Origin of the sequence: Curtobacterium sp. P97, from assembly GCF_023712445.1 — a bacterium.
Lineage (GTDB): Bacteria > Actinomycetota > Actinomycetes > Actinomycetales > Microbacteriaceae > Curtobacterium.
Genome location: NZ_JAMAYF010000008.1, coordinates 76,710 through 103,098, shown reverse-complemented (window position 1 = coordinate 103,098; position 26,389 = coordinate 76,710). Strand labels below are relative to the sequence as shown.

24 protein-coding genes and 1 pseudogene are annotated in these 26,389 nt (G+C 72.8%); 18 read left to right on the top strand and 7 right to left on the bottom strand.

What is annotated here, in order from left to right; genetic code table 11:
* Positions 1–17 precede the first annotated feature (17 nt).
* From M3677_RS10395 to M3677_RS10335, 13 genes and pseudogenes are all read left to right on the top strand, one after another.
* Complete coding sequence (locus tag M3677_RS10395; protein WP_200884151.1) at positions 18–671, top strand: response regulator transcription factor; 654 nt, start codon at positions 18–20, stop codon at positions 669–671.
* Complete coding sequence (locus tag M3677_RS10390) at positions 653–1,801, top strand: HAMP domain-containing sensor histidine kinase (protein ID WP_251160484.1); 1,149 nt, start codon at positions 653–655, stop codon at positions 1,799–1,801. The genes M3677_RS10395 and M3677_RS10390 overlap by 19 nt, the downstream gene beginning before the upstream one ends.
* A gap of 76 nt (positions 1,802–1,877) precedes the next feature.
* Positions 1,878–2,387, top strand: a complete 510-nt coding sequence (locus M3677_RS10385) for a hypothetical protein (protein ID WP_251160483.1) — start codon at positions 1,878–1,880, stop codon at positions 2,385–2,387.
* Positions 2,388–2,389: 2 nt separating this feature from the next.
* Complete coding sequence (locus M3677_RS10380; RefSeq protein ID WP_251160482.1) at positions 2,390–2,917, top strand: hypothetical protein; 528 nt, start codon at positions 2,390–2,392, stop codon at positions 2,915–2,917.
* The gene (locus M3677_RS10375; protein WP_251160481.1) at positions 2,914–3,960 is read left to right on the top strand and encodes a peptidoglycan-binding protein; all 1,047 of its coding nucleotides are present in this window, start codon (positions 2,914–2,916) and stop codon (positions 3,958–3,960) included. The genes M3677_RS10380 and M3677_RS10375 overlap by 4 nt, the downstream gene beginning before the upstream one ends.
* Positions 3,957–4,721 (top strand): ABC transporter ATP-binding protein, encoded by a 765-nt coding sequence (locus M3677_RS10370; RefSeq protein WP_235426449.1) that lies wholly within the window; start codon positions 3,957–3,959, stop codon positions 4,719–4,721. The genes M3677_RS10375 and M3677_RS10370 overlap by 4 nt, the downstream gene beginning before the upstream one ends.
* Positions 4,718–5,926, top strand: a complete 1,209-nt coding sequence (locus tag M3677_RS10365; protein ID WP_066651999.1) for an ABC transporter permease — start codon at positions 4,718–4,720, stop codon at positions 5,924–5,926. The genes M3677_RS10370 and M3677_RS10365 overlap by 4 nt, the downstream gene beginning before the upstream one ends.
* A 91-nt stretch (positions 5,927–6,017) precedes the next feature.
* Complete coding sequence (locus M3677_RS10360; RefSeq protein ID WP_251160480.1) at positions 6,018–6,572, top strand: DUF2231 domain-containing protein; 555 nt, start codon at positions 6,018–6,020, stop codon at positions 6,570–6,572.
* A gap of 149 nt (positions 6,573–6,721) precedes the next feature.
* Positions 6,722–7,510, top strand: coding sequence for a DeoR/GlpR family DNA-binding transcription regulator (locus M3677_RS10355; RefSeq protein ID WP_066652003.1), 789 nt, complete (start codon positions 6,722–6,724; stop codon positions 7,508–7,510).
* 17 nt (positions 7,511–7,527) lie between these two features.
* The gene (locus M3677_RS10350; RefSeq protein ID WP_235426453.1) at positions 7,528–8,532 is read left to right on the top strand and encodes a 1-phosphofructokinase family hexose kinase; all 1,005 of its coding nucleotides are present in this window, start codon (positions 7,528–7,530) and stop codon (positions 8,530–8,532) included.
* 95 nt (positions 8,533–8,627) lie between these two features.
* The gene (locus M3677_RS10345; protein ID WP_251160479.1) at positions 8,628–10,748 is read left to right on the top strand and encodes a fructose-specific PTS transporter subunit EIIC; all 2,121 of its coding nucleotides are present in this window, start codon (positions 8,628–8,630) and stop codon (positions 10,746–10,748) included.
* A 353-nt stretch (positions 10,749–11,101) separates the two neighbouring features.
* A pseudogene (locus M3677_RS10340) lies at positions 11,102–12,037 on the top strand (UDP-N-acetylglucosamine 4,6-dehydratase family protein); the annotation flags it as partial.
* 101 nt (positions 12,038–12,138) lie between these two features.
* A complete protein-coding gene (locus M3677_RS10335; RefSeq protein ID WP_081984594.1) occupies positions 12,139–12,912 on the top strand; it encodes a DedA family protein in 774 nt (257 codons plus the stop codon).
* A 4-nt stretch (positions 12,913–12,916) separates the two neighbouring features.
* Here M3677_RS10335 and M3677_RS10330 read toward each other — a convergent pair whose 3' ends face one another.
* Positions 12,917–13,120 carry a DUF2945 domain-containing protein gene (locus tag M3677_RS10330; RefSeq protein ID WP_058729617.1) on the bottom strand — a complete coding sequence of 68 codons (204 nt, stop codon included), beginning with the start codon at positions 13,118–13,120 and terminating at the stop codon, positions 12,917–12,919.
* Between the two features lie 200 nt (positions 13,121–13,320).
* Between M3677_RS10330 and M3677_RS10325 the strand changes: the two genes are divergently transcribed.
* Together M3677_RS10325 and M3677_RS10320 are read left to right on the top strand one after the other, a co-directional pair.
* A complete protein-coding gene (locus M3677_RS10325) occupies positions 13,321–14,373 on the top strand; it encodes a serine/threonine-protein kinase (protein WP_066652012.1) in 1,053 nt (350 codons plus the stop codon).
* Between the two features lie 64 nt (positions 14,374–14,437).
* Positions 14,438–15,061 carry a phosphoribosylanthranilate isomerase gene (locus M3677_RS10320; RefSeq protein ID WP_251160478.1) on the top strand — a complete coding sequence of 208 codons (624 nt, stop codon included), beginning with the start codon at positions 14,438–14,440 and terminating at the stop codon, positions 15,059–15,061.
* 91 nt (positions 15,062–15,152) lie between these two features.
* On the opposite strand, the gene M3677_RS10315 is transcribed toward M3677_RS10320, so the two are convergent.
* A complete protein-coding gene (locus M3677_RS10315) occupies positions 15,153–15,911 on the bottom strand; it encodes an HAD-IIB family hydrolase (RefSeq protein ID WP_251154128.1) in 759 nt (252 codons plus the stop codon).
* 110 nt (positions 15,912–16,021) lie between these two features.
* The gene (locus tag M3677_RS10310; RefSeq protein ID WP_066652018.1) at positions 16,022–16,615 is read right to left on the bottom strand and encodes a nitroreductase family protein; all 594 of its coding nucleotides are present in this window, start codon (positions 16,613–16,615) and stop codon (positions 16,022–16,024) included.
* A 126-nt stretch (positions 16,616–16,741) separates the two neighbouring features.
* On the opposite strand from M3677_RS10310, the gene M3677_RS10305 reads away from it, so the two are divergent.
* Positions 16,742–17,665, top strand: coding sequence for an AEC family transporter (locus M3677_RS10305; protein ID WP_066652019.1), 924 nt, complete (start codon positions 16,742–16,744; stop codon positions 17,663–17,665).
* A gap of 367 nt (positions 17,666–18,032) precedes the next feature.
* On the opposite strand, the gene M3677_RS10300 is transcribed toward M3677_RS10305, so the two are convergent.
* From M3677_RS10300 to M3677_RS10290, 3 genes are all read right to left on the bottom strand, one after another.
* Positions 18,033–18,869 carry an exodeoxyribonuclease III gene (locus tag M3677_RS10300; RefSeq protein WP_209684112.1) on the bottom strand — a complete coding sequence of 279 codons (837 nt, stop codon included), beginning with the start codon at positions 18,867–18,869 and terminating at the stop codon, positions 18,033–18,035.
* A 199-nt stretch (positions 18,870–19,068) separates the two neighbouring features.
* Positions 19,069–20,427, bottom strand: a complete 1,359-nt coding sequence (locus tag M3677_RS18430; RefSeq protein ID WP_251154127.1) for a M23 family metallopeptidase — start codon at positions 20,425–20,427, stop codon at positions 19,069–19,071.
* A 93-nt stretch (positions 20,428–20,520) separates the two neighbouring features.
* Positions 20,521–22,209 carry a hypothetical protein gene (locus M3677_RS10290; RefSeq protein ID WP_209684110.1) on the bottom strand — a complete coding sequence of 563 codons (1,689 nt, stop codon included), beginning with the start codon at positions 22,207–22,209 and terminating at the stop codon, positions 20,521–20,523.
* Between the two features lie 76 nt (positions 22,210–22,285).
* On the opposite strand from M3677_RS10290, the gene pyrE reads away from it, so the two are divergent.
* Positions 22,286–22,837, top strand: coding sequence for an orotate phosphoribosyltransferase (gene pyrE / locus M3677_RS10285; RefSeq protein ID WP_058729844.1), 552 nt, complete (start codon positions 22,286–22,288; stop codon positions 22,835–22,837).
* A complete protein-coding gene (locus M3677_RS10280) occupies positions 22,834–25,251 on the top strand; it encodes a hypothetical protein (RefSeq protein WP_251160477.1) in 2,418 nt (805 codons plus the stop codon). The genes pyrE and M3677_RS10280 overlap by 4 nt, the downstream gene beginning before the upstream one ends.
* 146 nt (positions 25,252–25,397) lie before the next feature.
* On the opposite strand, the gene M3677_RS10275 is transcribed toward M3677_RS10280, so the two are convergent.
* Positions 25,398–26,351 carry an aldo/keto reductase gene (locus tag M3677_RS10275; RefSeq protein ID WP_251154124.1) on the bottom strand — a complete coding sequence of 318 codons (954 nt, stop codon included), beginning with the start codon at positions 26,349–26,351 and terminating at the stop codon, positions 25,398–25,400.
* Positions 26,352–26,389 lie beyond the last annotated feature (38 nt).

The following is a 26,389-nucleotide window of genomic DNA, read 5'->3' as shown; positions in this document are numbered from 1 at the left end:
CATGTGAAATGTCGAATGTGCGTGTACTCGTGGTCGACGATGAGACCTCCCTGGCCGATCTCGTCGCGAAGGGACTCTGTCGCCAGGACATGGCCGTCGACGTCGCCCACCGGGGCGACGAGGCGGACGAACTCCTGTCGGTGAACGACTACGACGTCGTCGTGCTCGACCGCGACCTGCCGGGTCTGCACGGGGACGAGGTCGCGCGTCGACTCGCGGCGAGGGGTTCGCTGACCCGGATCCTCATGCTGACCGCCGCGACCACGCTGGCAGACCGCGTGCACGGGCTCGAACTCGGTGCGGACGACTACCTCGCGAAGCCGTTCGAGTACCCGGAGCTCGTCGCCAGGGTCCGTGCGCTCGGGCGGCGGAGCGTCGCGCCGGTCGCGCCGGTGCTCGAGCGGGACGGGATCGTCGTCGACTCGAACCGGCGCATCGCCACCCGCGACGGCCGACCGCTCGACCTGACGTCGAAGGAGCTCGGCGTGCTCGAGGTGCTGCTCCGCGCGGACGGTCGCATCGTCTCGTCCGAGGAGCTGCTCGAGAAGGTCTGGGACATGAACATCGACCCGTTCACGGCGGCCGTCCGGGTGACCCTGTCGAAGCTCCGCAAGAAGCTCGGGCCGCCCGACCCGATCCGGACCGTCCCGGGGTGCGGGTACGCACTGTGACGCGGCTCTGGAGCATCGGCGTCCGGACGACCGTCGGATTCGCGGTCTCCGCGATGGCCCTGACCACGGGCGTGCTCGTGTTCGTCGCGCTCGCGTCCCAGTGGTCGCTCCGCGCAGCCACCGAGTTCCGACCGACGGCGCTGTCCTCGGCCGCGACGCCGTCGGTCGGACGTGATCCGCACGTCGACCCCTCGGCGGTGCCCTCCGGTGCGGTCGCCTTCGTGCAGGTCGCCGCCGAGCAGCAGTGGCAGTGGTCGGCGGTCGGCATCGCCGTCGCGGGGGTGCTCGCCGGTCTGCTCGGCTGGGTCCTGAGCCGCCAGGTCCTGCGCCCGATCGACCGGATGGCGCGCACCGCCGACCGGATCTCGGCGTCGACCCTCCACGAACGCATCGCGCTCGACGGTCCCGACGACGAACTCCGCAGGCTCGCGCGCACGGTGGACGCCCTGCTCGACCGGCTCGAGGCGGCGTTCGCGAGCCAACGGCGGTTCGTGGCGCAGGCCGCGCACGAGTTGCGCACGCCGCTCGCGGTGCAGCGCGCGTCGGTGCAGATCGGGCTGCCCGACGGCGCCACCCCGGCCGAGCTCGCGGCGGTCCGGGCGGAGCTCCTCGAGCAGAACCGCCGCACCGAGCACCTCGTCGACTCGCTCCTGGTGCTCGCCGAGGCGGAGCGCGGACTCGAGGACCGGTCGACGGCGGTCGACCTCGGTGCCGTCGCCCGTGACGTCGTCGCGCAGGCCGCCGGTGCTGCGCGTGACGCCGCCATCACGCTCGTCGTCGACGAGCAGGACGTGCCCCGCGGGCTGACCGGCGAACCGCTGCTCGTCCGGCAACTCGTCGGCAACCTGGTCGACAACGCGATCGAGTACAACGAACCGGGCGGCACGGTCCTCGTCCGCACAGGCGTGCACGGGGTGACGGTCGAGAACACCGGGGTGCTCGTCGACCCGGACGAGGTCCAGCACCTCACCGAGCCGTTCCGTCGCGGGGACCACCCGGGCTCGAAGCGGCACAGCGGCCTCGGGCTGTCGATCGTCGCCGCGATCGCGGACGCGCACGGCTGGTCGCTCCGGCTCGAGCCCCTGGCCGACGGCGGGCTCCGCGCCGTCGTTCGTGTCTCATCGGTGTGATCGGTGTGATCGGTGTTTCGTCGGTGTAATCCGCGGGCAGCCGTTCGCGAAACACCCTGTCCGGTGTCCTGGATGCATGAACCACACCACCACACCGACTCCCTCGATCCTCCACCGGGCCGCCGTCGTCCTCGCGCTCGTCGTCGGCGCTCCGCTCGCCCTCGCCGGGTGCACCGCGCACGACACGGCGGGAGCGGCTGACACCGCCGCGTCCAACGGGCTCGGGTCGAAGTGGGGGTCCTGCATGCGGGACGCCGGCTTCGAGGCCGAGGACCCGAGCGACGACGAGGTCACCAGCGGCTCGGTGCTCACGCCGCCCGGGGTCGATCAGGCTGCCTTCCTGGAGGCCGCACAGACGTGCAACCAGCAGATCGGCGTGCAGTCCGCCGACTCGGCGCAGAAGGACGAGTGGAAGCGCCAGTACGCCGCGGTCGACGCCTGCGTGCGCGAGGAGTACCCGGACGCACCGGCGCAGAAGCCGGGGGTCATCGACTACGGCGCCCTCTCCGAGGACCCGGCGTTCGACGACCACCTCGACGAGTGCCTGGCGAAGCACGCGCCCGACACGAAGACGCGGGGCAACTGATCATGACCGGCCGCACCAGGACCACCACCATCCCCGACGACGCGAAGAGCACCATGACACGGACCATCACCGGCACCGGGATCGCCGCGGCGATCCTCGTCCTCGCCGGCGTCCTCGCCGGCTGTTCCGCCTCGCAGCCGGACCCCGGCCGGCCGACGGGCCCCGCCGAGACGAGCAGTGACCACGCCGTCGCGTCCTGCATGCGGGACGCGGGCTACGACGTGACCGACGACGACTACCGGTTCACCCCGACGACCGGAGACGTGCAGGGTCAGCAGGACGCCCTGGCGGAGTGCACGCGGGAGCACGACCCCGAGGCGGCGCGCGAGGCCGAGAGCGGTCGGGACAGCGCGGAGTTCCGGGCGCTCGCCCTGAAGGTCGCGGAGTGCATGCGGAAGGCTGGGTACACCGACTACCCGGACGACCCGGAGCGCGCGGACGCGTACCGGGCCCCAGCGGGCGACACCGCGTACGCGGACGTCCTCGGGAAGTGCTACGAGGGTTCCGGCGCGAAGGTGCAGACGAAGTGACCGGGACCGTGCGCGGGCGCACCGTCGTCGTCAGTGCGTGCCTGGTCGCCGTGCTGGCAGCCGGAGTCGGCACGTGGGCGGTCGTCGGCGGGACCCCGACGGAGTCCTCGGCCGCCGAGACCCGCAGCAAGCAGGCCACCGCCCCGGTCGAGAAGGGGGACCTGACCGACTCGAAGCTGTTCGCGGGTGCCCTCGGGTACGGCGCACCGACCGGGGTCCCGGGCGCGGCGTCCGGTACCGTGACCTGGCTGCCCGAACCCGGACAGGTCATCGAGCAGGACCAGCCGGTGTACGCGGTCGACGAGCGACCGGTCCGTGCGATGTACGGCGCCACCCCGCTCTGGCGGACGCTCGAGTACGGCATCGAGGGGGCCGACGTCCGGCAGCTCAACGAGGACCTCGCCGCCCTGGGCTACGACGTGTCCATCGACGAGACGTTCGGCAAGCGCACCCGGGCAGCGGTGCAGCGCTGGCAGGAGGACCGTGGGCTGGAGGTCACCGGCGCGCTCACGGCGAACGACATCGTCTTCGTCGACGGCCCCGTCCGCGTCGACTCCGTCGTCGCGAAGCTCGGCCAGTCCGCCGCCGGGGACGTCCTCCAGGTCACGAGCACGAAGCGCGTCGTGAACGCCGCAGTGTCCCAGGCGGACGCCGCGCGCCTCGCCGTCGGCACGAAGGTCCGGGTGCGTCTGAACGGCGGCGAGGACGCGATCGAGGGCGAGGTCGTCGACGCCGAGCCGGACGAGTCGGACACGGGCGGCAAGACCGTCCTGACGACGATCGCGTTCGACGCCGGCGACCAGAGCATCCCCGCAGCGGCATCCGTCCGGGTGGAGGCCCCCGGGCAGACCGCGAAGGACGTGCTCTCGGTGCCGGTGCAGGCGTTGTCCGCGACCGGACGCTCCGGCGAGTACGGCGTCGAGGTCGCCCGACGTGACGGCACGACGAAGCGCGTGACGGTGCAGGTCGGGCTCGTCGCCGACGGTCGTGCGGCGGTCACCGGCGACGTGCACGAGGGCGACGAGGTCGTGGTGCCCTCGTGAGCGCGGCGACCCTCGCCGATCATGCCGTCGCCGGCCCACGCGCCGCGGAGACGGTGGTCCGCCTCCGTGAGGTGGTGAAGACCTACGGTGACGTGCAGGCGCTCCGCGGGGTGTCGCTCGACGTCACCGCCGGGGAGCTCGTCGCGGTCGTCGGTCCCTCGGGTTCCGGCAAGTCGACGATGCTCAACACCGTCGGGACGCTCGACCGGCCGACCTCGGGCACCGTGACGATCGCCGGGCACGACGTCGGGTCGATGCGCGACGACGACCTGTCCCGGCTCCGCGCCGAGCACATCGGGTTCGTCTTCCAGCACTTCCACCTGCAGGCCGGCGCGACCGCGGCGGAGAACGTCGCCGACGGACTCCTCTACGCCGGCGTCCCGCGTCGGGCTCGGATGGAGCGCGCGGTCGACGCACTGGGACGGGTCGGTCTCGAGCACCGCGTCGGGCACCGCCCGCCGCAGCTCTCCGGCGGTGAGAAGCAGCGCGTCGCGATCGCCCGCGCCATCGTCGGCGATCCGACCATCCTGCTCGCCGACGAGCCGACCGGTGCACTCGACACCGCGAGCGGTCGGAAGATCCTCGGGCTGCTCCGCGAGCTCAACGACGCCGGGACCACCGTGCTCGTCATCACGCACGACCTGGCACTGGCGGCCTCGCTGCCCCGCCAGGTGCGGATGCGGGACGGGGCGGTGGAGGACGACTCGAGCACCTCGGACGCGGGTGCCCTCGCCGATGCGATCGTCGGAGCCGGACGGTGAGCGCGCACACGGCGCGAGTGCAGCGCCCGCGGACGGTCGGCGCCGGAGACCTGCTCCGGCTCGGGGTCTTCGGGCTCCGGACCCGTCCGGGCCGGGTCGTGCTGTCGGCGCTCGGCATCGCGATCGGCATCGCCGCCATGATCGCCGTCGTCGGCATCTCGTCGTCGAGCAAGGCGGCCCTCGACCAGGTGCTCGACGCACTCGGCACGAACGTCCTCACGGTCACGAAGGCACAGGGCTTCGGGGACGTCCCGCCCCTGCCGAGCACGGCCGTCGAGTCGGCGCTCCGACAGTCCGACGTGCAGGACGCCGCCGGCGTCGGCGAGGCCGAGGACGGCCGCGTCTACCGGAACCCCTTCGTGCCCGCGGCGGAGACGAAGGGCATCGGCGTGATGACCGTCTGGGGTGACGTGCCGACGGTGCTCGGCGGATCCCTGGCGGCCGGACGGTGGGTCGACCCGTCGCCGGACGCCCCCGCCCAGGCCGTGCTGGGGGCGGTCGCCGCGAAGAACCTCGGCATCGACGAGCTCCGGCCGGACACCCGGGTGTGGATCGGCGGACAGTGGGTGCAGGTCGTCGGCGTCCTCGCGCCGCTGCAACTCGCGGAGGACCTCGACAACCAGGTCTTCGTCCCACAGGCGCTCGCGACGACCCTCGGGTTCGACGGACACCCGACCGCGGTCTACACGCGCGTCGACCCGGAACGGGTGGCCGACGCGCGGGACGTCCTGGCGAACGCGATCAGCCCCGACCACCCGCAGGACGTCGGGGTGACCCGTCCGTCCGACGCCCTCGCGGCGAAGAACGCGACGGACGACTCGTTCACCGGCCTCCTGGTCGGGATCGGTGGGGTCGCCCTGCTCGTGGGCGGGATCGGTGTCGCGAACACGATGGTGATCACGGTCCTCGAACGACGGGCAGAAGTGGGTGTCCGGCGTGCACTCGGCGCCCGACGACGGAACATCCGCGACCAGTTCCTGGTGGAGTCGCTGCTGCTCTCCTTCCTCGGCGGTGTCGCTGGGGTGGTCATCGGGCTGGGCGTCACGATCGCCTTCGCGCTCGCGCAGGGGTGGCCGGTGGCGATCCCGCTGTGGGCGGTCGGGGGCGGACTCGCCGCGACCGTGGTGATCGGCGGCGTCTCGGGGCTGTACCCGGCGGCCCGCGCCGCACGCATCCCGCCCACCTCGGCGCTCGCAGCGGTCTGACCGGTCGCGTGGTCCGCCGGGCGCACCGGCCGGGAGGCCCGGTGCCGGTTCCTGGAACCGACACCGGGCCCGGCGGCCTAGCGTCCAGGGCATGCCAGAGCTGCCGATCGTCCGTCGCCTCACCGACTCCATCGAGCACGCCAGCGTGCTCGACAAGGCCGTCGACCTCGACACGCGCGTCGTCCGCGCGGTCGCGAAGCCGAAGGCCCTGCGGCAGCTGCTGCACGGCGTGCCGTTCGGACACCCCCTGCACCCGCTGATGGTGCAGGTGCCACTCGGCGCCTGGATCTCGGCAGCCGTCCTCGACCTGATCGGCGGGAAGGGCAACGCGCGCGCGGCGCAGACGCTGACCGGGGTCGGGATCGCATCGGCGGGCAGTGCGTCGATCGCCGGCTACGTCGACTGGGCGGAGCTCTCGCTCGAGCAGCGCCGGACCGGGTGGGTGCACCAGGCGGTGAACTGGGTCGGCATCACGTTCTTCGGCCTGTCGTGGTGGCAGCGACGGAAGGGCAACACCGCGGCGGGCAAGGCGCTCGGCGTCGTCGGGCTCACCGTCGTGAGCGTCGGCGGGTACCTCGGCGGACACCTGTCCTACCGGCAGCGTGCCGGGGTGGGGTCGAGCGACCGGGTCCCCTTCGACGACTGACGCTCCATTCGGCCTCCACAGGAACGCCCGATCTGCACCGGCAGGTCGGGCGTTCCTTCGTTCGTGTTGGTTCTGCCGCGAAACAGTTGCGTTCGTGTTGCTTTCGGACGTACAGTTCCTCGAACCAACGAGAACGAAGGAGTTCCGGCATGTACGCAACCGAGCGGCAGGACGCCATCGCCGCCACGCTGCAGTCGGCCGGGCGGGTGTCCGTCGCCGACCTCGCCGAGCACTTCGACGTCACGACCGAGACCGTGCGCCGCGACCTCGACGCCCTCGAGACCGCCGGTGTCCTGCGCCGGGTGCACGGGGGAGCGGTCCCCGTCGGACGCTCCAGCGTGGTCGAGCTCTCCGTCGCCGAGCGCGAGGGGCAGCACGGCACCGCGAAGACGGCGATCGCCCGCGCCGCGATGCGCCTGGTGCCGTCGTCGTTCACCGGGTCCATCGCCCTCGACGCCGGCACCACCTGCGCCGCCGTCGCCGCCGAGCTCGTCCGCTGGGAACCCGCCACCCCAGGAGCGACCCTGACCGTCGTCACGAACTCGGTCCCGATCGCCGCCACCCTGCAGCACAGCGAGCACGTCGAGCTGCACCTGCTCGGCGGGCGGGTGCGCGGGCTGACGAGCGCCGCCGTCGGTACGGCCACCGTGGAACAGATCGCGGCGCTCCGCCCGGACATCGCGTTCGTCGGCACGAACGGCCTGTCCGCCGGCTTCGGGCTGAGCACGCCCGACGAGTACGAGGCCGGGGTCAAGGGCGCCTACGTCCTCGCGGCCCGACGGAGCGTCGTCCTCGCCGACGCCGCCAAGCACGGCGTCGAGGCGCTCATGCGCTTCGCCCGGCTCGACGAGGTCGACACCCTCGTCACCGACCAGGAGCCCCCGGCGGACCTCGCCGGGGCGCTCGCCGACGCCGACGTGGAGGTCGTGGTCGCATGAACCAGCAGGAGCACACCGTGCACCCCAGCACCCGGATCGTCACCGTGACGCCGAACCCGTCCCTCGACCGCACGATCGAGCTGGGCGGCGAGCTGCAGCGCGGCGCCGTGCAGCGGGCCGTCCGGACCACGGCCGAGCCGGGCGGCAAGGGCGTCAACGTCTCCCGGGTCGTCGTCGCGAGCGGCGGGGACACCCTCGCGGTCCTGCCCGGCGACGAGCTCGACCCCGTCCTGCTCGGCCTGGCGACCCGGGGCATCCCGACCGCCGCACTGCCGATCGGTGCCCCGCTCCGCTCGAACGTCACCGTCACCGAGCCGACCGGCACGACGACGAAGCTCAACGAGCCCGGGCCCTCGCTCGCGGGTCGTCTCGAGGACCTCGCCGCGCTCGTCGCCGACGCCGCCGGACCGACCCCGACCGGGCCGTCCGCCCGCTGGGTGGTGTTCGCCGGGTCCCTGCCGCCGGGCCTGCCCGACGACGCGCTCGCCGTGCTCGTCCGTGCCGTGCGCGAGCGCCACGGCGACGACGTCCGGGTCGCGGTCGACTCGTCGGGCATCCCGTTCACCGCGCTGCTGCAGTCGGGGGAGCGGATCGACCTGGTCAAGCCGAACGCGGAGGAACTCGCCGAGGTCGTCGGCGGTGACCCCGAGGTCTACGAGCAGGACCTCGAGGCAGCCGTCGCCGCCGCACACCGGCTGCGTGAGAAGCACGTCGACACCGTGCTGCTCACACTCGGCAGCGCCGGCGCCGTCCTCGTCTCCGGCGAGGGCAGCCACGTCGCCGCCGCACCCCGCATCGTCGCCCGTTCGACGGTCGGTGCCGGTGACTCGTCCCTCGCGGGCTACCTGCTCGCCGAGGTCGCCGGAGCCTCGGCGTCCGAGCGCCTCGCCCAGGCCGTCGCCACGGGGGCCGCTGCCGCGGCACTGCCGGGGAGCGACGTGCCCGCCCTCGACCACACCGACCCCGGCAGCGTGACGGTCCGGACCCTGCACACGACGCAGGTCCCGGCGCCGATCGCCTGACCGATCCCGCAGCACCACCCCGCAGCACCACCCCGCAGCACCACCCAGAACCAGCACTGCCCGCGCCCCCGGCGCCACTGCAAAGGAGCAACCCCATGTCCGCAGACACGACGCAGCGCCTCATCAGCGCCGAGCTCGTCGGCCTCGACGAGGACCTCGGCGCGACGTCGTCCGACGTCATCCGCGTGCTCGCCGACCGCGTCGCCGCGACCGGCCGCGCGGCCGACGGCGCCACCCTGGCCGAGGATGCCATCAAGCGCGAGGCGAGCGTCGGCACCGGTGTGCCCGGCGGCATCGCGATCCCGCACGCCCGGTCGGCCTCGGTGTCGAGCCCGACGCTGGCGTTCTCGCGGCTCGCCCGGAAGGTGCCGTTCGGTGCGCCGGACGGCGACGCCGACGTCGTCTTCATGATCGCCGTGCCCGAGGGTGCCGACAAGGACCACCTCACGGTCCTGTCGACCCTCGCCCGGGCACTCATCCGCGAGGACTTCACCGCCGCGCTCCGCGCCGCCTCGACCCCGCAGGAGGTCGTCGACCTGGTGCAGCGTGAAGTGGGCGGCGAGGTCGCCGCAGCCGGTGTCGGGAACGGGAGCAGTGCCTCCCGTCCGACCACGACGCAGCCCGCGGCAGCCGGCGGCGCGACCGGCGGCGCCACCGGCGCGCGGAAGGTCATCGTCGGGGTGACCGCCTGCCCGACCGGCATCGCGCACACCTACATGGCCGCCGACGCCCTCGTCGCCGCCGCGGAGCGCGCCGGAGCCGAGATGCACGTCGAGACGCAGGGCTCCTCGCAGGTCGAGCCGCTCGACCCCGCGCTCATCGCCCGCGCCGACGCCGTCGTGTTCGCGGTCGACGTGGACGTCCGTGACCGCAGCCGGTTCGCCGGCAAGCCGCTCGTGTCCGGGCCGGTCAAGCGCGGCGTCGACGAGCCCGACGCGATGATCGCCGAGGCGATCCGCGCCGCCGACGACCCGAACGCCGCGCGCGTCCAGGGCGGTGCCGCCACCGCGACCGAGTCGAACAAGGCCGACGAGCACTTCGGGCAGGCGCTCAAGCGCTGGCTGCTCACCGGTGTGAGCTACATGATCCCGTTCGTCGCGGGCGGCGGTCTCCTCATCGCCCTCGGCTTCCTGCTCTCCGGCTACGCCATCGCGCTCCCGCACGGCGACTCCGGCCAGAACAACGCCGTCTACACGCTGACGAACTACACGCTCCTCAACCTGCCGCCGGAGGGCCTCGGCTACTACCTCGGCGCAGCGGCCTTCCAGATCGGCGGGGTGTCCCTCGGGTTCCTCGTCGCCGCCCTGGCCGGGTACATCGCCTACGCCATCGCCGACCGCCCGGGCATCGCGCCGGGCTTCGTCGCCGGGTCGATCGCCGTGTTCATGAACGCCGGCTTCCTCGGCGGGCTCGTCGGTGGTCTCATCGCCGGTGCCGCCGCGTACTGGATCGGCCGCATCCCGACCTGGCGCTGGCTCCGTGGCCTCATGCCGGTCGTGATCATCCCGCTCTTCGCGTCGATCATCGCCTCGGGCCTCATGCTCCTCGTGCTCGGTGGCCCGATCGCCTGGCTGATGACTCAGCTGACCGGGTTCCTCAACTCGCTCTCCGGCGCCTCGGCGATCCTGCTCGGCATCATCCTCGGCCTGATGATGGCGTTCGACCTCGGCGGCCCGGTCAACAAGGTGGCCTACGCGTTCGCCGTCGCCGGGCTCGGTGCGGGCACCGCAACGAACGTGGTGCCGTTCGAGATCATGGCGGCCGTGATGGCCGCGGGCATGGTCCCGCCGCTGGCCCTGGCGCTCGCCTCGACCGTGCTGTACCGCAAGGGCTTCACGAAGCCGGAGCGCGAGAACGGCAAGGCGGCCTGGCTGCTCGGTGCGTCCTTCATCTCCGAGGGGGCGATCCCGTTCGCCGCGGCCGACCCGCTGCGCGTCATCCCCGCCTCGATGATCGGTGCCGCGGTCACGGGTGCGATCTCGATGGCGGCCGGCGTGACGTCGCGTGCCCCGCACGGTGGCATCTTCGTCTTCTTCGCCATCGGCGACGTCCTGATGTTCATCGTCGCGATCCTGGCGGGCACGGTCGTCTCCGCGCTGGTCCTGGTCGGGCTGAAGAAGTGGGTGCGCAAGTCGCCCTCCGCCGACTCCGTCGCCGCCGAGCAGGCAGCGGTGGCCGGCGAGACGGTCGGGCAGCGCGCGCCGGCCGCCGTGTAGCGGTCGTCACCACCTGACGGACGGGCGCGCCCCGCTCAGCAGCAACGCGAAGCGTTGCGCGGGGCGCGCCGCCCGAGCCTGCGAGGGAGGTCGTGCCAGCTGGCACCGGGCCTCCCGTTCGTCGTCGTGCTCTGGTGGCCGGTCAGGTCCGGGCCCGGCGCTCGTGGTGGTCGTCCTCCACAGCCGGACCGTGAGTATTGCGGGTGTTACATACCACGTTCTACGATGCCCTCGTGATCGATTCGAAGAGCAGCTGGAACAGTGCCGCCGATGCCGGGGCGCTCACCGCCCGCGTGGCCGAGCTCGTCGGTGTCGGCGGCGATCCTGCGGAGGTGGCGGGGGCGGCCGAACTGGTCCGCGGGAAGCGGGTGCTCGTCACCGGCGCAGGGGGATCCATCGGCAGCGAACTCTGCCGGCAACTCGCCGGGGCCGACCCATCGGCACTCCTCATGCTCGACCGGGACGAGACGGCGCTGCAGCAGGTCCAGGTGGCCGTGGCGGGGCACGGCCTGCTCGACACGCCCGACGTGATCCTCGCCGACATCCGTGACGCGGACACGATCGCCGAACTCGTGCGGGACCGCCGTCCGGACATCGTCTTCCATGCGGCAGCGCTCAAGCACCTCCCGATGCTCGAGCAGTACCCGGCAGAGGGTTGGAAGACCAACGTCATCGGTACGGCGAACGTGCTCGGGGCTGCCGTCGATGCCGGGGTCGAGACGCTCGTCAACGTCTCGACCGACAAGGCCGCGGATCCGTCCAGCGTCCTCGGTTCGACGAAGCGGGTCGGGGAGCGTCTCACTGCCTGGTACGCGGCGGAATCGGAGCGGCACTTCGTGTCGGTACGGTTCGGGAACGTCCTCGGGAGCAGGGGGTCGATGGTCCCGTTGTTCGCCGAACTGATGCGGACCGGGCGCCCGGTGACGGTCACGCACCCCGATGCCACCCGGTACTTCATGTCGATCCCGGACGCCTGCGGGCTGGTCGTCCAGGCCTCGGCGATCGCTGAGCCCGGGGAGGTCCTCGTGCTGGACATGGGTGACCCGGTGCGGATCCTGGACGTCGCGCGGGGCATGCTCGCGATGACCGGCAGCCAGAGCGACATCGTGTTCTCCGGGCTGCGTCCGGGCGAGAAGCTCCACGAGGAACTCCTCGGAGGCGGCGAGATCGGCCGACGGTCGGTCCACCCCAGGATCTTCCACACCGCGGTCCCCCCGTTCGATCCCGCACTCCTGGCGGCGCCTCGGACTCTCGCGACCGCTCCGGTCTTCCTCGCCACGGCGGCGTGACGGCGGCGCGACCGCGGCGTGGAGTCGTCCGTGCGCGCACGGCGTCCAGCGCGAGCAGGAGCGCACCGTGATCTGTCAGGACACTCAGGGAGACTCGGGGCATGACGACCGCCCTCACGCTGCCGCCGACCCTGCCCGCGACGACCACCGCCGCGGGCTCCCGGCCGGAGGGCACCGAGGACCTCGGTGGGCTGTCGGGCTTCGTGCTCCAGCTCATCGACGCGCTGGGGGAGTGGGGCGTCGCACTGATGCTCTTCGTCGAGACGGTGTTCCCGCCGATCCCGTCCGAGGTGATCCTGCCCCTCGCGGGGTTCCTGGCGGGAGCCGGGCAGATGAACCTGGTCCTCGTCCTGGTGCTGGCGACGCTCGGGTCGTACCTCGGTGCGCTCGTGCTCTACTGGCTCGGCGCGGTGATCGGGTTCGAACGGACCGTGCGGCTGCTGGGGCGTCTGCCGCTGGTCGACGAGGACGACTTCCGCAAGGCCGCCGACTGGTTCCACCGGCACGGCAAGAGCGCGGTCTTCTTCGGCCGCTTCGTGCCGATCGTCCGCAGCCTGATCTCGCTGCCCGCCGGCGCCGACCGGATGCACCTCGTGCCGTTCTCGGTCTTCACGATCATCGCCAGCGGCATCTGGAACAGTGCGCTCGTGCTGCTCGGGGCAGCGTTCGGCACGCAGTACGACAAGGTCGAGCAGTACACCGAGTGGATCGACCGGGTGCTCTACGTGGCGATCGCGGTCGTCGTCGTGACGTTCGTGGTCCGGCGCATCCGCCGCGTCCGTGCCGAGCGGGCCGAGCAGCGTGCGGCGGCGCAGGACGGCGCGACGACCGGAGCCGCCCGCGGACGCCGCCGTGCGACGCCCGCGAACGACTGACCGGTCACTTCTTCGTGAGGGCCGACTCCTTGTGGGCGGCCTTGTTACCGGACTTCTCCGACTCGATGATCCAGTACGGGTCGTCGTCCGTCGGCTTGAAGTCCTGACCGTCGAACGTGAAGTCCTTCGTCTTCTTCTCGACGAGCTTGCCGGTCGTCTTGCCCTGCGAGGTGTTCCAGTGCACCTCGTCGCCCTTCGACAGCGCCACGATGTCCTCCTTGCGTAGTGGGTGTGGTTCCGTGACTCCGGACCGTACCCCCGCAGATCCGCGGATCCACGGGCATCTGTCCCCCATCACGATGTCGTAACGCCCCTGCGGGATCGAGGTGGGACGCGTACCGTTGACGGCGAGTCAGTTCGCGGCGTGTGCCGCGGTCCCCGATGGCTCCAGACGGAACGACGTGCACCATGACCCTGGTCGACAGCGCACGAGCCGACACGGTCCTCTCCGGCCGCTACCGGCTCGTCAAGCTCATCGGTACCGGTGGCATGGGGTCTGTGTACGAGGCCCGCGACGAGCACACCTACCGGCTCGTCGCCGTGAAGCTGTTCGCGACACCGGACTCGATGACCACGGCCGACCGCGTCCGTCAGGAACGCGAGATCCGCCTGCTCAGCATGCTCTCGCACCCGGGCCTCGTCCCGCTCTACGACGCCGGGACCCACGAGTTCGAGGACGGCCCGCACCGCTTCATCGTGATGGAGCTCATCGCCGACACGACGCTGCTCCGTCGGCTCGCCGGCGGTGCGCTGCACAACTACGAGGTCGCCGACCTCGGCGCACAGCTCGCCGACGCCCTGGCCTACGTGCACTCGCGCGGCATCGTGCACCGTGACGTCAAGCCGGCGAACATCCTCATCAACGACGAGGGCGCATCCGGCTTCGTCCGCTCGGTCAAGCTCACCGACTTCGGCGTCGCCCACTTCGTCGACGGCTCCCGCCTGACGAACGACGGCACGATCATCGGCACCGCCGCGTACCTCAGCCCGGAACAGGTGGCCGGTGAGCCGATCGGCTTCGCGACCGACGTGTACTCGCTCGGTCTGGTGCTGCTCGAGTCGCTGACCGGCAAGCAGGAGTACTCCGGCACCCTCATCGAGGCGGCCCTCGCGCGGCTCCGCAACGACCCGCAGGTCCCCGCGGAAGTGGGTGTCGAGTGGAAGGACCTGCTCGCCAAGATGACGCACCGCGACCCGGCGAAGCGCCCGACGGCCGTGGCCGTCGCGAACGCGTTGCGCGGCGGGTCGACGCAGATCACCGGTCCCGTGCCGCTCGGGCCGGACCGCACGAAGCACAAGCGTGACCACAAGCTGCACCGCGCGGCGCACAAGCACGCGAAGCGCGGGACCTTCACGGCGGTGCGCCGCTGGCGTCGCCGGAACGTGCTCGTCGGCTCGTTCGCCACGTTCGGTGTGCTCGCCGCGTGTGCGGCAGCGTACGTCGCGGGCACGCTGCACTGAGCGGGTTCGTCCACAGCGCAGATCGAGGGCATCGTCCGACGGTCCGCCCTGGCAGGATGGGACCATGACCGACCAGCGCTGGATCAAGATCTGCGGCCTGTCGACGCCCGAGACCGTGGACGCCGCTGTGGACGCCGGTGCGGACGCGGTCGGGTTCGTGTTCGCCGCCGGCAGCCCCCGCACCGTGACGGTCGACCTGGCCAAGGAACTCGTCGAGCGGGTGCCCGACGGCATCGACGCCGTCGGGGTCTTCCGTGACCAGCCGATCGACGAGGTCGTGGGCATCGCGTCCGAGGTCGGGCTCACCACCCTGCAGCTGCACGGCCGCGAGTCGGCCAGCGACTTCGCCCGTGCCCGCGACGCGGGCTTCTTCACCATCCGCGCGGTGTCCGCCGACGACTACCTGCGCGAGACCGCCGAGCAGCGCGCGGCGTTCGACCACGACCTGCTGCTGCTCGACGCCGCGGTGCCCGGCAGCGGCACGCTGGTCGACCCGGCGACGCTCGCCGATCGGGTCGACGAGGCCTGGATCCTCGCGGGCGGTCTGACGCCCGCGAACGTCGTCGCCGCCGTGCAGGCGCTCGACCCGGACGGCGTCGACGTCTCGAGCGGCGTCGAGTCGGAGCGCGGCGTCAAGGACGCCGCGAAGATCCGCTCCTTCGTCGAGGCGGTCCGCAGCATCGCCTGACCGCGGGCGACGTCGCGCCTGACGCCACCACGGGACGGACGGGAGGCCCGGTGCCAGCTGGCACCGGGCCTCCCGTCCGTCCGTGTGCGCGTCAGCGCAGGGTGGGGATCAGGTCCGTGAGGAACGCGTCGGTGTCCTCCCAGCCCTCCACCGCGTGGCAGGGCACGCCGAGCGCCTTCACCGGGTAGTCGTTGCCCTCGGGGTCGAGGCGGTCGCCGACGAACAGCATGTCGTCGAGCGGGATGCCCGACAGCTCGGCGAGGCGACGCATGCCGTACGCCTTGTCGATGCCCTTCCGGGTGATGTCGACGCTGGTCGACCCGCCGGACCGGACCTCGAGGTCCGGGAGCTCCGCCTGGACGAGCCGACGCAGGTGGTCCTTCTTCTCGCCGGTCGGGTCCCAGCGCTTCTTGACGTCCACCGGGGCGGACTGGCCGAGCGCCGAGAACGTGATCTGCGAGCCGCGGTCCTCGAGGATCTCGCCCCAGGTCTCCGACTCCCAGTAGCCGGCGGCCTTCGCCTGCGACTCGACCGCCGCGAGGGCACGGGCCTTCTCGTCGTCCGTCAGGTCCTCGGCGTACTGCAGGGCCCAGTCCGACCCGGACCAGCGGTAGTACGCCGTACCGCACGTCGGGAGCAGGTGCAGGTCGTCGAGCACGAGGCCCTCGCGCTCGCGGAGCGGGTGCACGAGCTGCTGCTCGAACTGCTGGAAGTTGCCGCCCGAGATCACCGCGACGGGCACGGTGGCGAGCAGCGCGGCGAACGTCTCGAGCATGCGCGGGTCGAGCGGGGACTTCGACGGCGCGAGGGTGTCGTCGAGGTCGAAGGCGACGAGGCGGGGCGTGGTCATGACACCGATTCTGTCAGGCCCGGTGGGCAGCGGGGTCCCGGTCGTCGTCGTGCGCTGCTGCGCGTCGTCGTGGAGCGGTGCGCGTCGTCGTGCGCTGCTGCGCATCGTCCCTACTCCTTGACGAGGACGACCTCGTCGAGGGGCAGGCGGGTGCGCGGAGCGACCTCGCGCTCGGCGGCCTTCTCGTCGAGCTGCGACGGGTCCGCCACGGTGCCGATCGCGGTCACGGTGTAGGGGAGGAAGCGCTCGGGCAGGTCGAAGGCGGCGCGGAGGCCCTCGGCATCGATGCCGGCCATCTGGTGCACGTGGAGGCCCTCGGCGTGCGCCTGGACGGTCAGCGCGGTGAGGGACTGGCCGAGGTCGTACTGTGCGAAGGGGCGCTCGTCGCCGTCCTCGGTCGTGGTCTCGAGGATGCCGACCACCAGGGCGCTGGCGCGGAAGGCCCACGCGGCGTTGAAGCCGAGCAGGTTGTCGTTGATCTTCGCGAACGTGTCCGTGCCGCGACGGCCGGCGACGAAGCGGCGCGGCTGGTGGTTCATCGCGGACGCGGCCCAGCGAGCGGCCTCGAGGACGGCGTCGAGCTGGGCGTCGGTCATCGTCGCGGTGTCGTCGTAGGAGCGCGGGCTCCAGCGCTCCTCGAGCAGCGGCACGAGGGGCTGGCTGGAGTCGGTCGAACGGGAGAGCGTGTCGGGCGTCGAGGTCATGGTGCCTGCAACGGTATTCGATGCGAACGCATTTCCCGGCTGAGTGACGTCACATGTGCGCCGGCCGGCCGCACGTGTTGCCGTCCTGGTCGCCGTCCGTGCCGTCGGGCTGCGAGGATGGGGGCGATGGGTGGCGTGTTGACGGGGTTCGCGATCATCGGCGCGATCATCGCCGCCGGCTACGTGGTCGGGCGCGTCCGCCTGCTCGGCCCGCACGCGCAGTTCGTGATGAGCCGTCTGGCGTTCTTCGTGCTCATGCCGTGCCTGCTCTTCCACACCATCGCCACGGCGCACATCGAGTCCTTGCTCTCCCCGATGCTCTGGGTGTCGCTGGTCAGCGCCGTCACGGTCGGGCTCGTCGCCGTCGCGGTGTTCCGCCTGGTGCTCCGGCGGTCCGTCGCCACGACCACGGTCGGGGCCCTGGCGTCCGGGTACGTGAACGCGAACAACATCGGTCTGCCGGTCGCGGTGTACGTCCTCGGCCAGGCCACCGCGGTCGTCCCGGTCATCCTGCTGCAGCTCGTCGTGCTGGCCCCGCTCGCCCTGACGGTCCTCGACGCGGCGACGGCGGGCGGTGGCGGCTGGCGGTCCCGGGTCGTCGGGCCGTTCCGGAACCCGATCATCATCGCCTCGCTCGTCGGGCTCGTGTGCTCCGCGCTCCGCCTCGAGCTGCCGGCGCCCGTGCTCGAACCGTTCTCGTTGGTCGGTGCTGCTGCGGTGCCCGTGGTGCTGCTGTCGTTCGGCATGAGCCTGCACGGCGCGACCCCGCTACGTGACCGTGCCACACGACCGGACGTGCTCGTGGCCTCGGCGCTCAAGCTGCTCGTCATGCCGGCGGTGGCGTACGTCGTCGCCCGGTTCGTCTTCGGGCTCGACGACCAGGACGTCTTCGTCCTCACCACCCTGGGGGCGCTGCCGGCGGCCCAGAACGTGTTCAACTACGCCCAGCGCTACCAGGCGGCCGTCCCGGTGGCGCGCGACGTGGTGCTCGTCTCGACGATCGGCGCCGTCCCGGTCCTGGTCGTCATCGCCGCGCTCCTGCACCCCTAGCGCGGGCGCGCCGACCGCGGGATGCCGGGGTCTGCCGAACCTGCCGGTGCCTGCCGGTGCCTGCCTGTGCCGATCGGTGCCCTGCCGGGGCTTGCCCTGCCGACGCCTACCGGTGCTGACCGGGCCATCTCTGTCACGGTCAGCGGGTCCGGGCGACCGATCGAGCCCGGTCGGTGACCAGCGCGCGGCACGTCGTGCACGCTCGCGGTGGTCCGAGCGCACTCAGGGTGGCCTCGAGCGCGCTCGGGGACGACAGGGACGGGCGCGCTCGGGGACGTCAGCGGCGGGCGCGCTCGGGGACGTCAGGGGCGGGCGCGCTCAGCAACCGCGGGTGCGGCGCCGGCTGTCGGCCGGGACCGGGCCGGCGTCAGAAGATCATCGGACGATCGTCGTCGAGCGAGGTCTCCAGGTCGAGGTCGACCGACACCGGGACGTGGTCGCTCGGGGCGTCACCCTTGCGCTCGTCGCGGTGGATCGTGGCGCCGACGGTGACGTCCGCGAACGCCTGCGACCCGAGCACGAAGTCGATGCGCATGCCCTCGTTGCGGGGGAAGCGGAGCGACTTGTAGTCCCAGTAGGTGTAGCCCTCGGGCACGAGGGGGCGGACGACGTCCTGCAGCCCGCGGGTCTCGAACTCGCGGAACGCCGCACGCTCCGGCTCGCTGACGTGCGTGGCGCCCTCGAACACCCGGAGGTCCCAGACGTCCTGGTCGAGCGGCGCGACGTTCCAGTCGCCCATCAGCGCGAGCGGGGTGTCCGGTTCGGCGTCGAGCCACTCGGTCGTGCGGTCGGCCAGCTGTGCGAGCCAGTCGAGCTTGTACGTGTAGTGCGGGTCACCGAGCTCCCGGCCGTTCGGGACGTAGAGGCTCCACAGCCGGACACCGTCGACGGTGACGCCCATCGCCCGTGCCTCGACCGGCAGGTCCGGCCCCTCGTGGCCCTTGAGGAAGCCGGGCTGACCGGGGAAGTCGCGGGTGACGTCCTCCATCGGCAGGCGACTGGCGAACGCGACGCCGTTCCACTGGTTCAGCCCGTGCGCCTCGACCTGGTAGCCGGCCGCCTCGAACGCCTCGACCGGGAACTGCTCCGGCTTGCACTTGATCTCCTGCATGCCGAGGACGTCGACGTCCTCGCGCTCCAGCCAGTCGACGATCCGGCCCACTCGGGTGCGGACGGAGTTCACGTTCCAGGTCGCCACGCGCATGGGATCGAACCTACCGGTGACGGCTGGCACGCCGCTCGCGCCGGACCAGGAGCTGACACCCGGCGCGTCCGGCCCGACGCCGCTGGCCGGGTGTGCGACATCGCACCCGTCGATCGACAGGTGCGATGTCGGAGTCGCGGCGTGACGCGCGCCGCCCACCGTGCAGCGCCGACGTGCGCCGCCCGCCGTGCGCTCCGGACTAGAGGCGAACGCCCCGCGCCGCCATGAACGGAGCCGGGTCGATCGTGGCGCCGTTGATGTGGACCTCGTAGTGCAGGTGGCAGCCGGTCGAGTTGCCCGTCGAGCCGACCAGGGCGATGAGCTGCCCCGCCGAGACCCGCTGGCCGGGGGAGACCCGGAAGCCACCGTTCACGATGTGGCCGTACGCGGTCGAGACACCGCCGCCGTGGTTGATGCGGACGTAGTTGCCGTACCCGCCGTACCAGCCGACGTACTCGACCGTGCCGGACGAGGCCGCGACGATCGCCGTCGAGCAGCCGCTCGTCAGGTCGAGTCCGTCGTGCTTCGTGACGCGACCGGTGATCGGGTGCACGCGGTACCCGTACGGGCTGATGACGTAGCCACCGCCGGGGCGCACCCAGCCGGTGCCGGAGCCGGAACCGACCCCGCCGCCCCCGCCGCCACCGCCGGCAGCCGGAGCGGGCGCACCGCCGCCGCCACCGCCACCGCGGTTCGCTGCCGCCGCCTGTGCGTCGGCCAGCCGCTGGGCTTCGCGCTGCCGTGCGGCCTCGGCCTCCTGCCGGGCCTTCTCCTCAGCCGCCTTGCGGACCTTCTCACCCTCGGCGAACTCGGCCTCGGTGCGCACACGCCCCGAGGTCAGGGTCGCGAGCTGGGCGTCGAGCCGCGCCTTGTTCTCCTGCTGCTCGTCGTACGCGGCCTGGACCTTGTCGGCGGCTGCCTGGGCCGCCTGCATCTTGCGCTCGGCCTCGGCCGCGAGCTCGTCGAGCGCCTTCGACGCGCGGTCGGCCTGCGCGGTCAGCGACCGGGCGACCGAGGCGTCGGCGCTCGCCGCTGCCTCGACCCGCTCGGCCTGCTCCGACAGCTTGCTCAGGGCGCCGAGGTCGTACAGCAGGTCGCGGGCGTCCTCGCCCTCGGCCAGGACCGACGCCGTCACGTCGGCGCCACCGTGCCGCGCCATCTGCGCCGCGAACTGCCCCGCCTGCGACGCGCTGCGCTCGGCGATCTCGGCGTGCTCGTCGGCCTCGGCACGGAGCTTCTGCTCGGTGGCCGCGGCTTCCTGCGCTTCGCTCTGCGCGTCGAAGAAGTCGTCACCGAGGCGCTTCGCCTCGGCCTCGGCTTCCTGCACCTGGTCCGACAGCCCGGAGATGACCCCGCGGATCTTCGTGATCTGCTCCTGCTTCGCGGACTCCTGCCCCCGGGCCGCCATGACCTCGTCCCACGAGGGGTACTTCGCGGCGCTCGCGCTCGGCGCGTCGACGAGCACCGTCGCGAGCAGGCCGGCGAGGGCCAGGCCGGTGGCGGCGATGCGGAGACGGAGGGCGGGGCGCGGGACGCGGTGGCTTGTGGGACGAGTCACGGGGTCGAGCCTATACATCCGTACAGCCGGCGCGACACGCCGCCGCGCCGCCTGTGGAGAACTCCCGACGGCATCGCGGGCCGCGACCGCGCCTCAGAAGCCCCGCTCGCGACGGATGGCGTCCGCGCTGCCGACCACGTCGCGCTGCAGGACGGCCGCCCCGACCGTGCCCGCGTAGTCGTAGACGTCGAACCCGGTGCAGTGCGTGATGGTCGCCGGCGCCCCGAGCGAGTCCTCGACCGCGGTCGTCCAGACGTCGTTGGCACCGATCACCACGAAGGTCGGTCTGGCGTCCCGGTAGGCGCCGAGGTCGACGAGCCACGGGTAGGTCTCGAACGTGTCCCGGACCTGCAGGAGCTCGACGTCGTCGGACGCGTACGCCGCCAGGGGCCGGACGGTCCAGAACTGCCCGACGCCGGTGACCTGCCGTCCGTCCGCCCAGCGGTCCAGGCAGTCCGCCGGCGCGTACCGGGCCGTCGCGACGGTGCTGACCGTGGTCGGGGCGACGGCCGCCCCACCCAGCAGGACCACCGCCGCGGCGATCGCCGCGGCGAGCTGCACGCCGCGGCGCGGCCGGTGCACCCGGGTCCGACGGACGGCGGAGCGCACGAGCTCGGCGACGGCGACGAGCGCCAGGAGCGGTGCGGTCACGATCGGCTCGAGGTACCGCGGTGTCTCCGACCCGGCGACGACCACCCCGACGGACACCGCCACGACCGTCACGAGCGGCAGCACGGTCGCGACGAGCACGGTCCGCGCGGTCCGCACCCGCCAGGCCCAGACCGTGCCGCCGACGGCCAGCACCACGCCCGCGAAGAGCAGCAGCAGCTCGGCGTCGCCACGGGCCGACCCGGCGCGGTCGTCGGTCAGCGCCGCGAAGAAGGCGAGCGTCCGGCCCGCCTGCTCCGGGTGCACGTAGGTCGACGGGTCGAGCGACACGAACGGGGCGAGCGGGATCCGGAGCAGGTACCCGACGACGGAACCGGCGACGAGGACGGCCGACATCCACCCGGTCGGACGCCAGGGGACGCGTCGCGCGAGCGAGAGCAGCACGAGGGTCACGACGACGGGCGCCGCCGACCACGGGACGTACAACGGGTTCGACGCCGTGGTGCACGCGGCGACGAGGCCGGTCACGACGAGGACGACGACGGAGGTGCGGCCGGTCCGGACCGCGCGGAGCACCAGGACCGCGGTGCCGAGCATGGCGAGCACAGCGCCGTAGTAGTAGGTCGTCGTCAGGAGGAGTGATCCGAGTTCGAGCGAGGTCGCAGTTGCCGTGTACTCCGTGAGCACGATCGCGGTCACGAACCCGAGCGCGACGGCGGACACCGCGATCCTGGCCGACCGGCGTGCGGCCGGCATGAGCTCGTTCGCCGCCGCCCGCACCAGCGCGTACACGGCGAGCAGCACGAGCACGCCGTTCAGCGCCAGCGCCTGCTGCGGGGTCGCGGTGACGAGGGAGCAGAGCAGGTAGACGGGCAGCTCGGGGAAGAAGAACAGGGCCGGTGACATCGCCCACTCGAACGGCTGCCCGAGCCGGATCGACCGTTCGACGAGCGGCAGCAGGACGGAGTCGCCGTCGTACCAGAGCAGGGCGACCCGCTCGGTGACCAGGACGTGGCCGAGGGCGATGACGGCCAGGGCGAGCGCGACGGCGGCGCCCAGTGCCTCCTGGCCGGACGCGACCCACCGGCGGCGCGACGGCGGACCCGCCGGAGCGATCGCGACCGGCTCCGGGACCGCAGCGCGGCCGGACGGGCCGGGCGCGACGGGTGACATGAGCGGAGCGTACCGAGCGAGCCGTGACGCCGCCTGGCGATGGCGTTCCGGGGCCGAGCGACTACCCTTGTGGGCTGTGACCGACACGCGCGACCAGCTGATCCAGCACATCTCCGCAGACGCGGTGTTCCACGGCGACTTCACGCTCACCAGCGGCAAGCAGGCGTCGTACTACATCGACCTGCGCAAGGTGAGCCTCGACCACCGGGTCGCTCCGCTCATCGGTCAGGTGATGACGGACCTGCTGCAGCAGGTGCCGGACGTCGACGCCGTCGGTGGCCTCACCATGGGCGCCGACCCGATCGCGAGTGCCGTGCTGCACCAGGCCGCGGCGCGCGGCCTCGCCTACGACGCGTTCGTGGTGCGCAAGGAGCCGAAGGACCACGGCCGCGGCCGCCAGGTCGAGGGTCCGGACGTCCGCGGCAAGCGCGTCGTCGTGCTCGAGGACACCTCCACGACGGGCGGCTCGCCGCTCAAGGCCGCGGAGGCGCTCGAGCGCGAGGGCGCGATCATCGCCGCAGTGGCCGTCGTCGTCGACCGCGACACCGGCGCGAAGGAGCGCATCGAGGCGGCCGGCTACCCCTACTTCGCCGCGATCGGACTGGCCGACCTGGGGCTGAGCGCGTGACCGGGGAGCGTCCGGACGACGCGCGCGATCCCGACCGTCCGTCCGGCCCGACAGACGGGGCGGACGACCGGGAGGCCCTGCGCGCGTCCGGCTCGGACGCTCCGTTCCGCGGTCTCCGCAGTGCCGCCGACATCTTCGGTGCGCCGCGTGGTGCCGACGAGTGGCCCTCGCGCCGCGAGCGGCGCGAGGCGGAGCGGGCCGCTCGTGAGACCGGCGCGCCGCTGCCGGAGCCGTTCGAGCCGGAGGCCGTCGATCCCGCACCGGTCGCGCCCGCACCGGTCGTGCCGGCGCCGCCCGTCGGCGACCGTGAGGCCGGGTCCGGGCCGGGGTCCACGTCCGGGGCTGCGTCCGGATCCGAGTCCGACGAGGATGCCGGGGCGACCCAGGCGATCCACATGGGCGACGAGCTCCGCGAGCCGTCGGAGAACCCGCAGGCGACGGTCGAGCACGAGCGCGAGACGCTCGGGGACCGCATCCCGCCCGCTGCGCCGGTGCCGCCGACGAGCACGGTCTCGCACCCGTCCTCGATCTCGCTGCCGACCGCGATGCGCCACCGGGACGAGCGCGCTGCCGAGAACCGCGCCGTCGACGACGAGCGACGACGTGCCGACCCGTTCGGCCAGGGGCGCAGCGACGTCGACTGGCTCGGGCGGGTCACCGGGTCGCAGCCGGGAACGCCCGCGCCGACGCCGACCGGGCCGGTCGCGCAGCCGCTCGGGGTCGAGAACGTCCTGCCGCCCGCGCCGGCACCCACGAACGAGCCGCCGAGCTTCACCGAGCTGCTGCGCCTGCAGGGAGCGGGTGACGCTGCCCCGGCCGGCGCGACGGAACGGCCGTTCGACTGGGCGATCCGGGACGACGAGACCGGCGAGGTCCCGACGACGCTGACGACCGACCGGTTCGACACCACGGCACTCGGGGCGCGGTCGTGGTCGCTCGCGGACGAGGCGGACGACGACGTGGTCGCGGGCGAGGTCGACACGCCTGCCGGTGGGCTCCCGAGCGGGCTGCTCGCGGCGCCGGTGCCGGCACCGCTGCCGGTACCCGCTCCGGTGCCGACGTCGGCCCCGGCGGATGCGAAGGACGACGACGTGGCACGGACGACGGCGCTGCCGTCGGTGCAGGACGACGACCGGGGCAACCGCGAACACCGCGACGACGATGCACGGACGACGGCGGTGCCGGCCGTGGGCGGTGTCGGACGTGACGACTCCGCTGCGGACGCGCCGATGCCCGTCGCCGCAGCGGCGACCCCCTGGTGGGCGGAGCCCGACGCCACCGTGCCGCCGACCGCGGCGCCGCCGCTGATCGAACCGGCGTCGTCGGACGCCACCGCTGCGTACCCGGCGCACCTCCCGCCGTCCGTCGGCCAGGACCTCCGGGGGCTGGCCGGCGATCGCGACGCCCGCAGCGACCGCCGCGACGAGGACGACGTCCACGACGAGCGGTACGACGAGCACCCCGTCGAGCGCCTGCCCGCCGCTGCACCGGACGACCTCGACCAGGACGAGTGGGACGGCCGCGAGACGAGCGACACGAGCGTCATCAAGGACCTGTTCGGCACGGCTGCGGTCGGGCAGCTCGGCGACACCGGGTACGACCCCGAGGACTCGGGGACGCGCATGATGCCCGCGGTCGCCGCTCCGGCCGGCGCTCCCGGTCGTGACGGGACGCCCGGTGCACGCGCGGCAACCCCTGGGACGGCTCCCGACCGCACCGCCTCGGGGAGCACGGCTCCCGGCGACGGCGGCGGACGGGACAACTTCATCAACGAGGGCTTCGGTCGGCTCGCGGGCGAGGGCAAGCGCGGCAAGCAGTTGCTCGTGATCGGCGCCGTCGTGCTCATCGTGGTGCTGCTCGTGGCGGTCTTCGGGCTCACCCGCTGGATCCTCGGGAACTCCATCAGCGAGGAGAGCGCTCCCGCGGCGAGCGCGTCGTCCGCCGCTGCGTCGGCCGCTCCCTCGGACGAGCCCTCGGACGAGCAGTCAACCGAGGCCGCCGCGGCCCCCGCACCGCCGCTGCAGTTCGCGACCACCCAGGCCGCCCCGGGTGAGCACGCCTGGAACGAGCTCGCCGGCGGTGAGTGCCTGTCGCCGTTCACCGACGCCTGGGCGCAGTCCTTCACGGTGGTCGACTGCGCAGCAGCGCACGCCGGGCAGCTGACCGCCCGGATCCAGGTCGAGGCCGGAGCGTGGCCGGGGCCGGACGACCTGGCGGCGCAGGCGGCTCAGGTGTGCCAGACCGCCCAGGCAGTCGACACCGCGGCGGCGGCGCGGTACGGCGACGTGCAGGTGCAGGGCACCTACGCGCCCGACCAGGAGACCTGGGACCGCGGCAACACCTTCATCTCGTGCTTCGCGACGCGCTCGAGCGGCCAGCCGTTGACGGGCTCGCTCGCCCCGAGCGGCACCTGACCCGATCCCCTCTCCGCAAGACGCAACGTCGGCGGTTCCTCGCAGCGTTGTACCGCTGCGAGCAACCGCCGACGTTGCGTTTCGCGAGGGTAGCCGCGCCGCAGGGCCGCGGGCGCGGGGGCGTAGGGTGGGGTGGGCGGCGCCGGTCAGGACGCGGCGGGGACCCGCGCGGACGCCTCGTCCAGGGTGCGGAGCTCCTCGGCGCCCAGCTCGAGGTCCGCGGACGCCAGGAGCGCCGGCAGCTGCTCCATGTTCCGCGCGCTCGCGATCGGTGCGACGACGTCCGGCTGGGCCTGCAGCCAGGCGAGGGCGACCGATGCGATCTCGGCCTCGTGCGCCTCGGCGATGCGGGAGAGCGCGTCGACCACGGCCAGTCCCTCGTCCGAGAAGTAGCCCGACACCTGCCCCTCGCGGTCCTTGCCGGCGAAGTCGTCCTTCGTGCGGTACTTCCCGGTCAGGAACCCGGCGGCGAGGGCGAAGTAGGGCACGACCCCCAAGCCCTCGGACGCTGCGAGCGGGGCGATGTCCGACTCGTAGGGCTCACGGGTGACGAGGTTGTAGTGCGGCTGGATCGCGACGGGCAGCGCCAGCCCGTTCTCCTTCGCGATGCGGATCCACTCCTCGGCACGCGGACGCGAGTAGTTCGAGATCGCCGTGTACCGGACGAGGCCCTCCTGCACGAGCTGGTCGAACGCGCGGACGGTCTCCTCGAGCGGGGTGTCCTGGTCGTCGAAGTGCGCGTAGTACAGGTCGATCCGGTCGGTGCCCAGCCGCTCGAGGCTCGCGCGGGCAGCCGCAGCGACGTTCGACGCGGACAGGCCGCTGTACTGCGGGTGCTGCGAGACCTTCGTCGCGACCACGACGTCGTCGCGCTTCCCGGAGGCGCGGAGCCACGAGCCGATGACGCGCTCCGACTCGCCGCCCTCGTTGCCCGGCGCCCACGCGGAGTAGACGTCCGCGGTGTCGACGAAGTCGCCGCCGGCCGAGGTGTACGCGTCGAGCACCCGGTGCGAGGTCTGCTCGTCGGCGGTCCAGCCGAAGACGTTGCCGCCGAGGGCGAGGGGGAACACGTGCAGGTCACTGGTTCCGATGCGGGGCATGGGGAGTCCTTCCGGTGCGGTACGGGTCTCGTCCACGC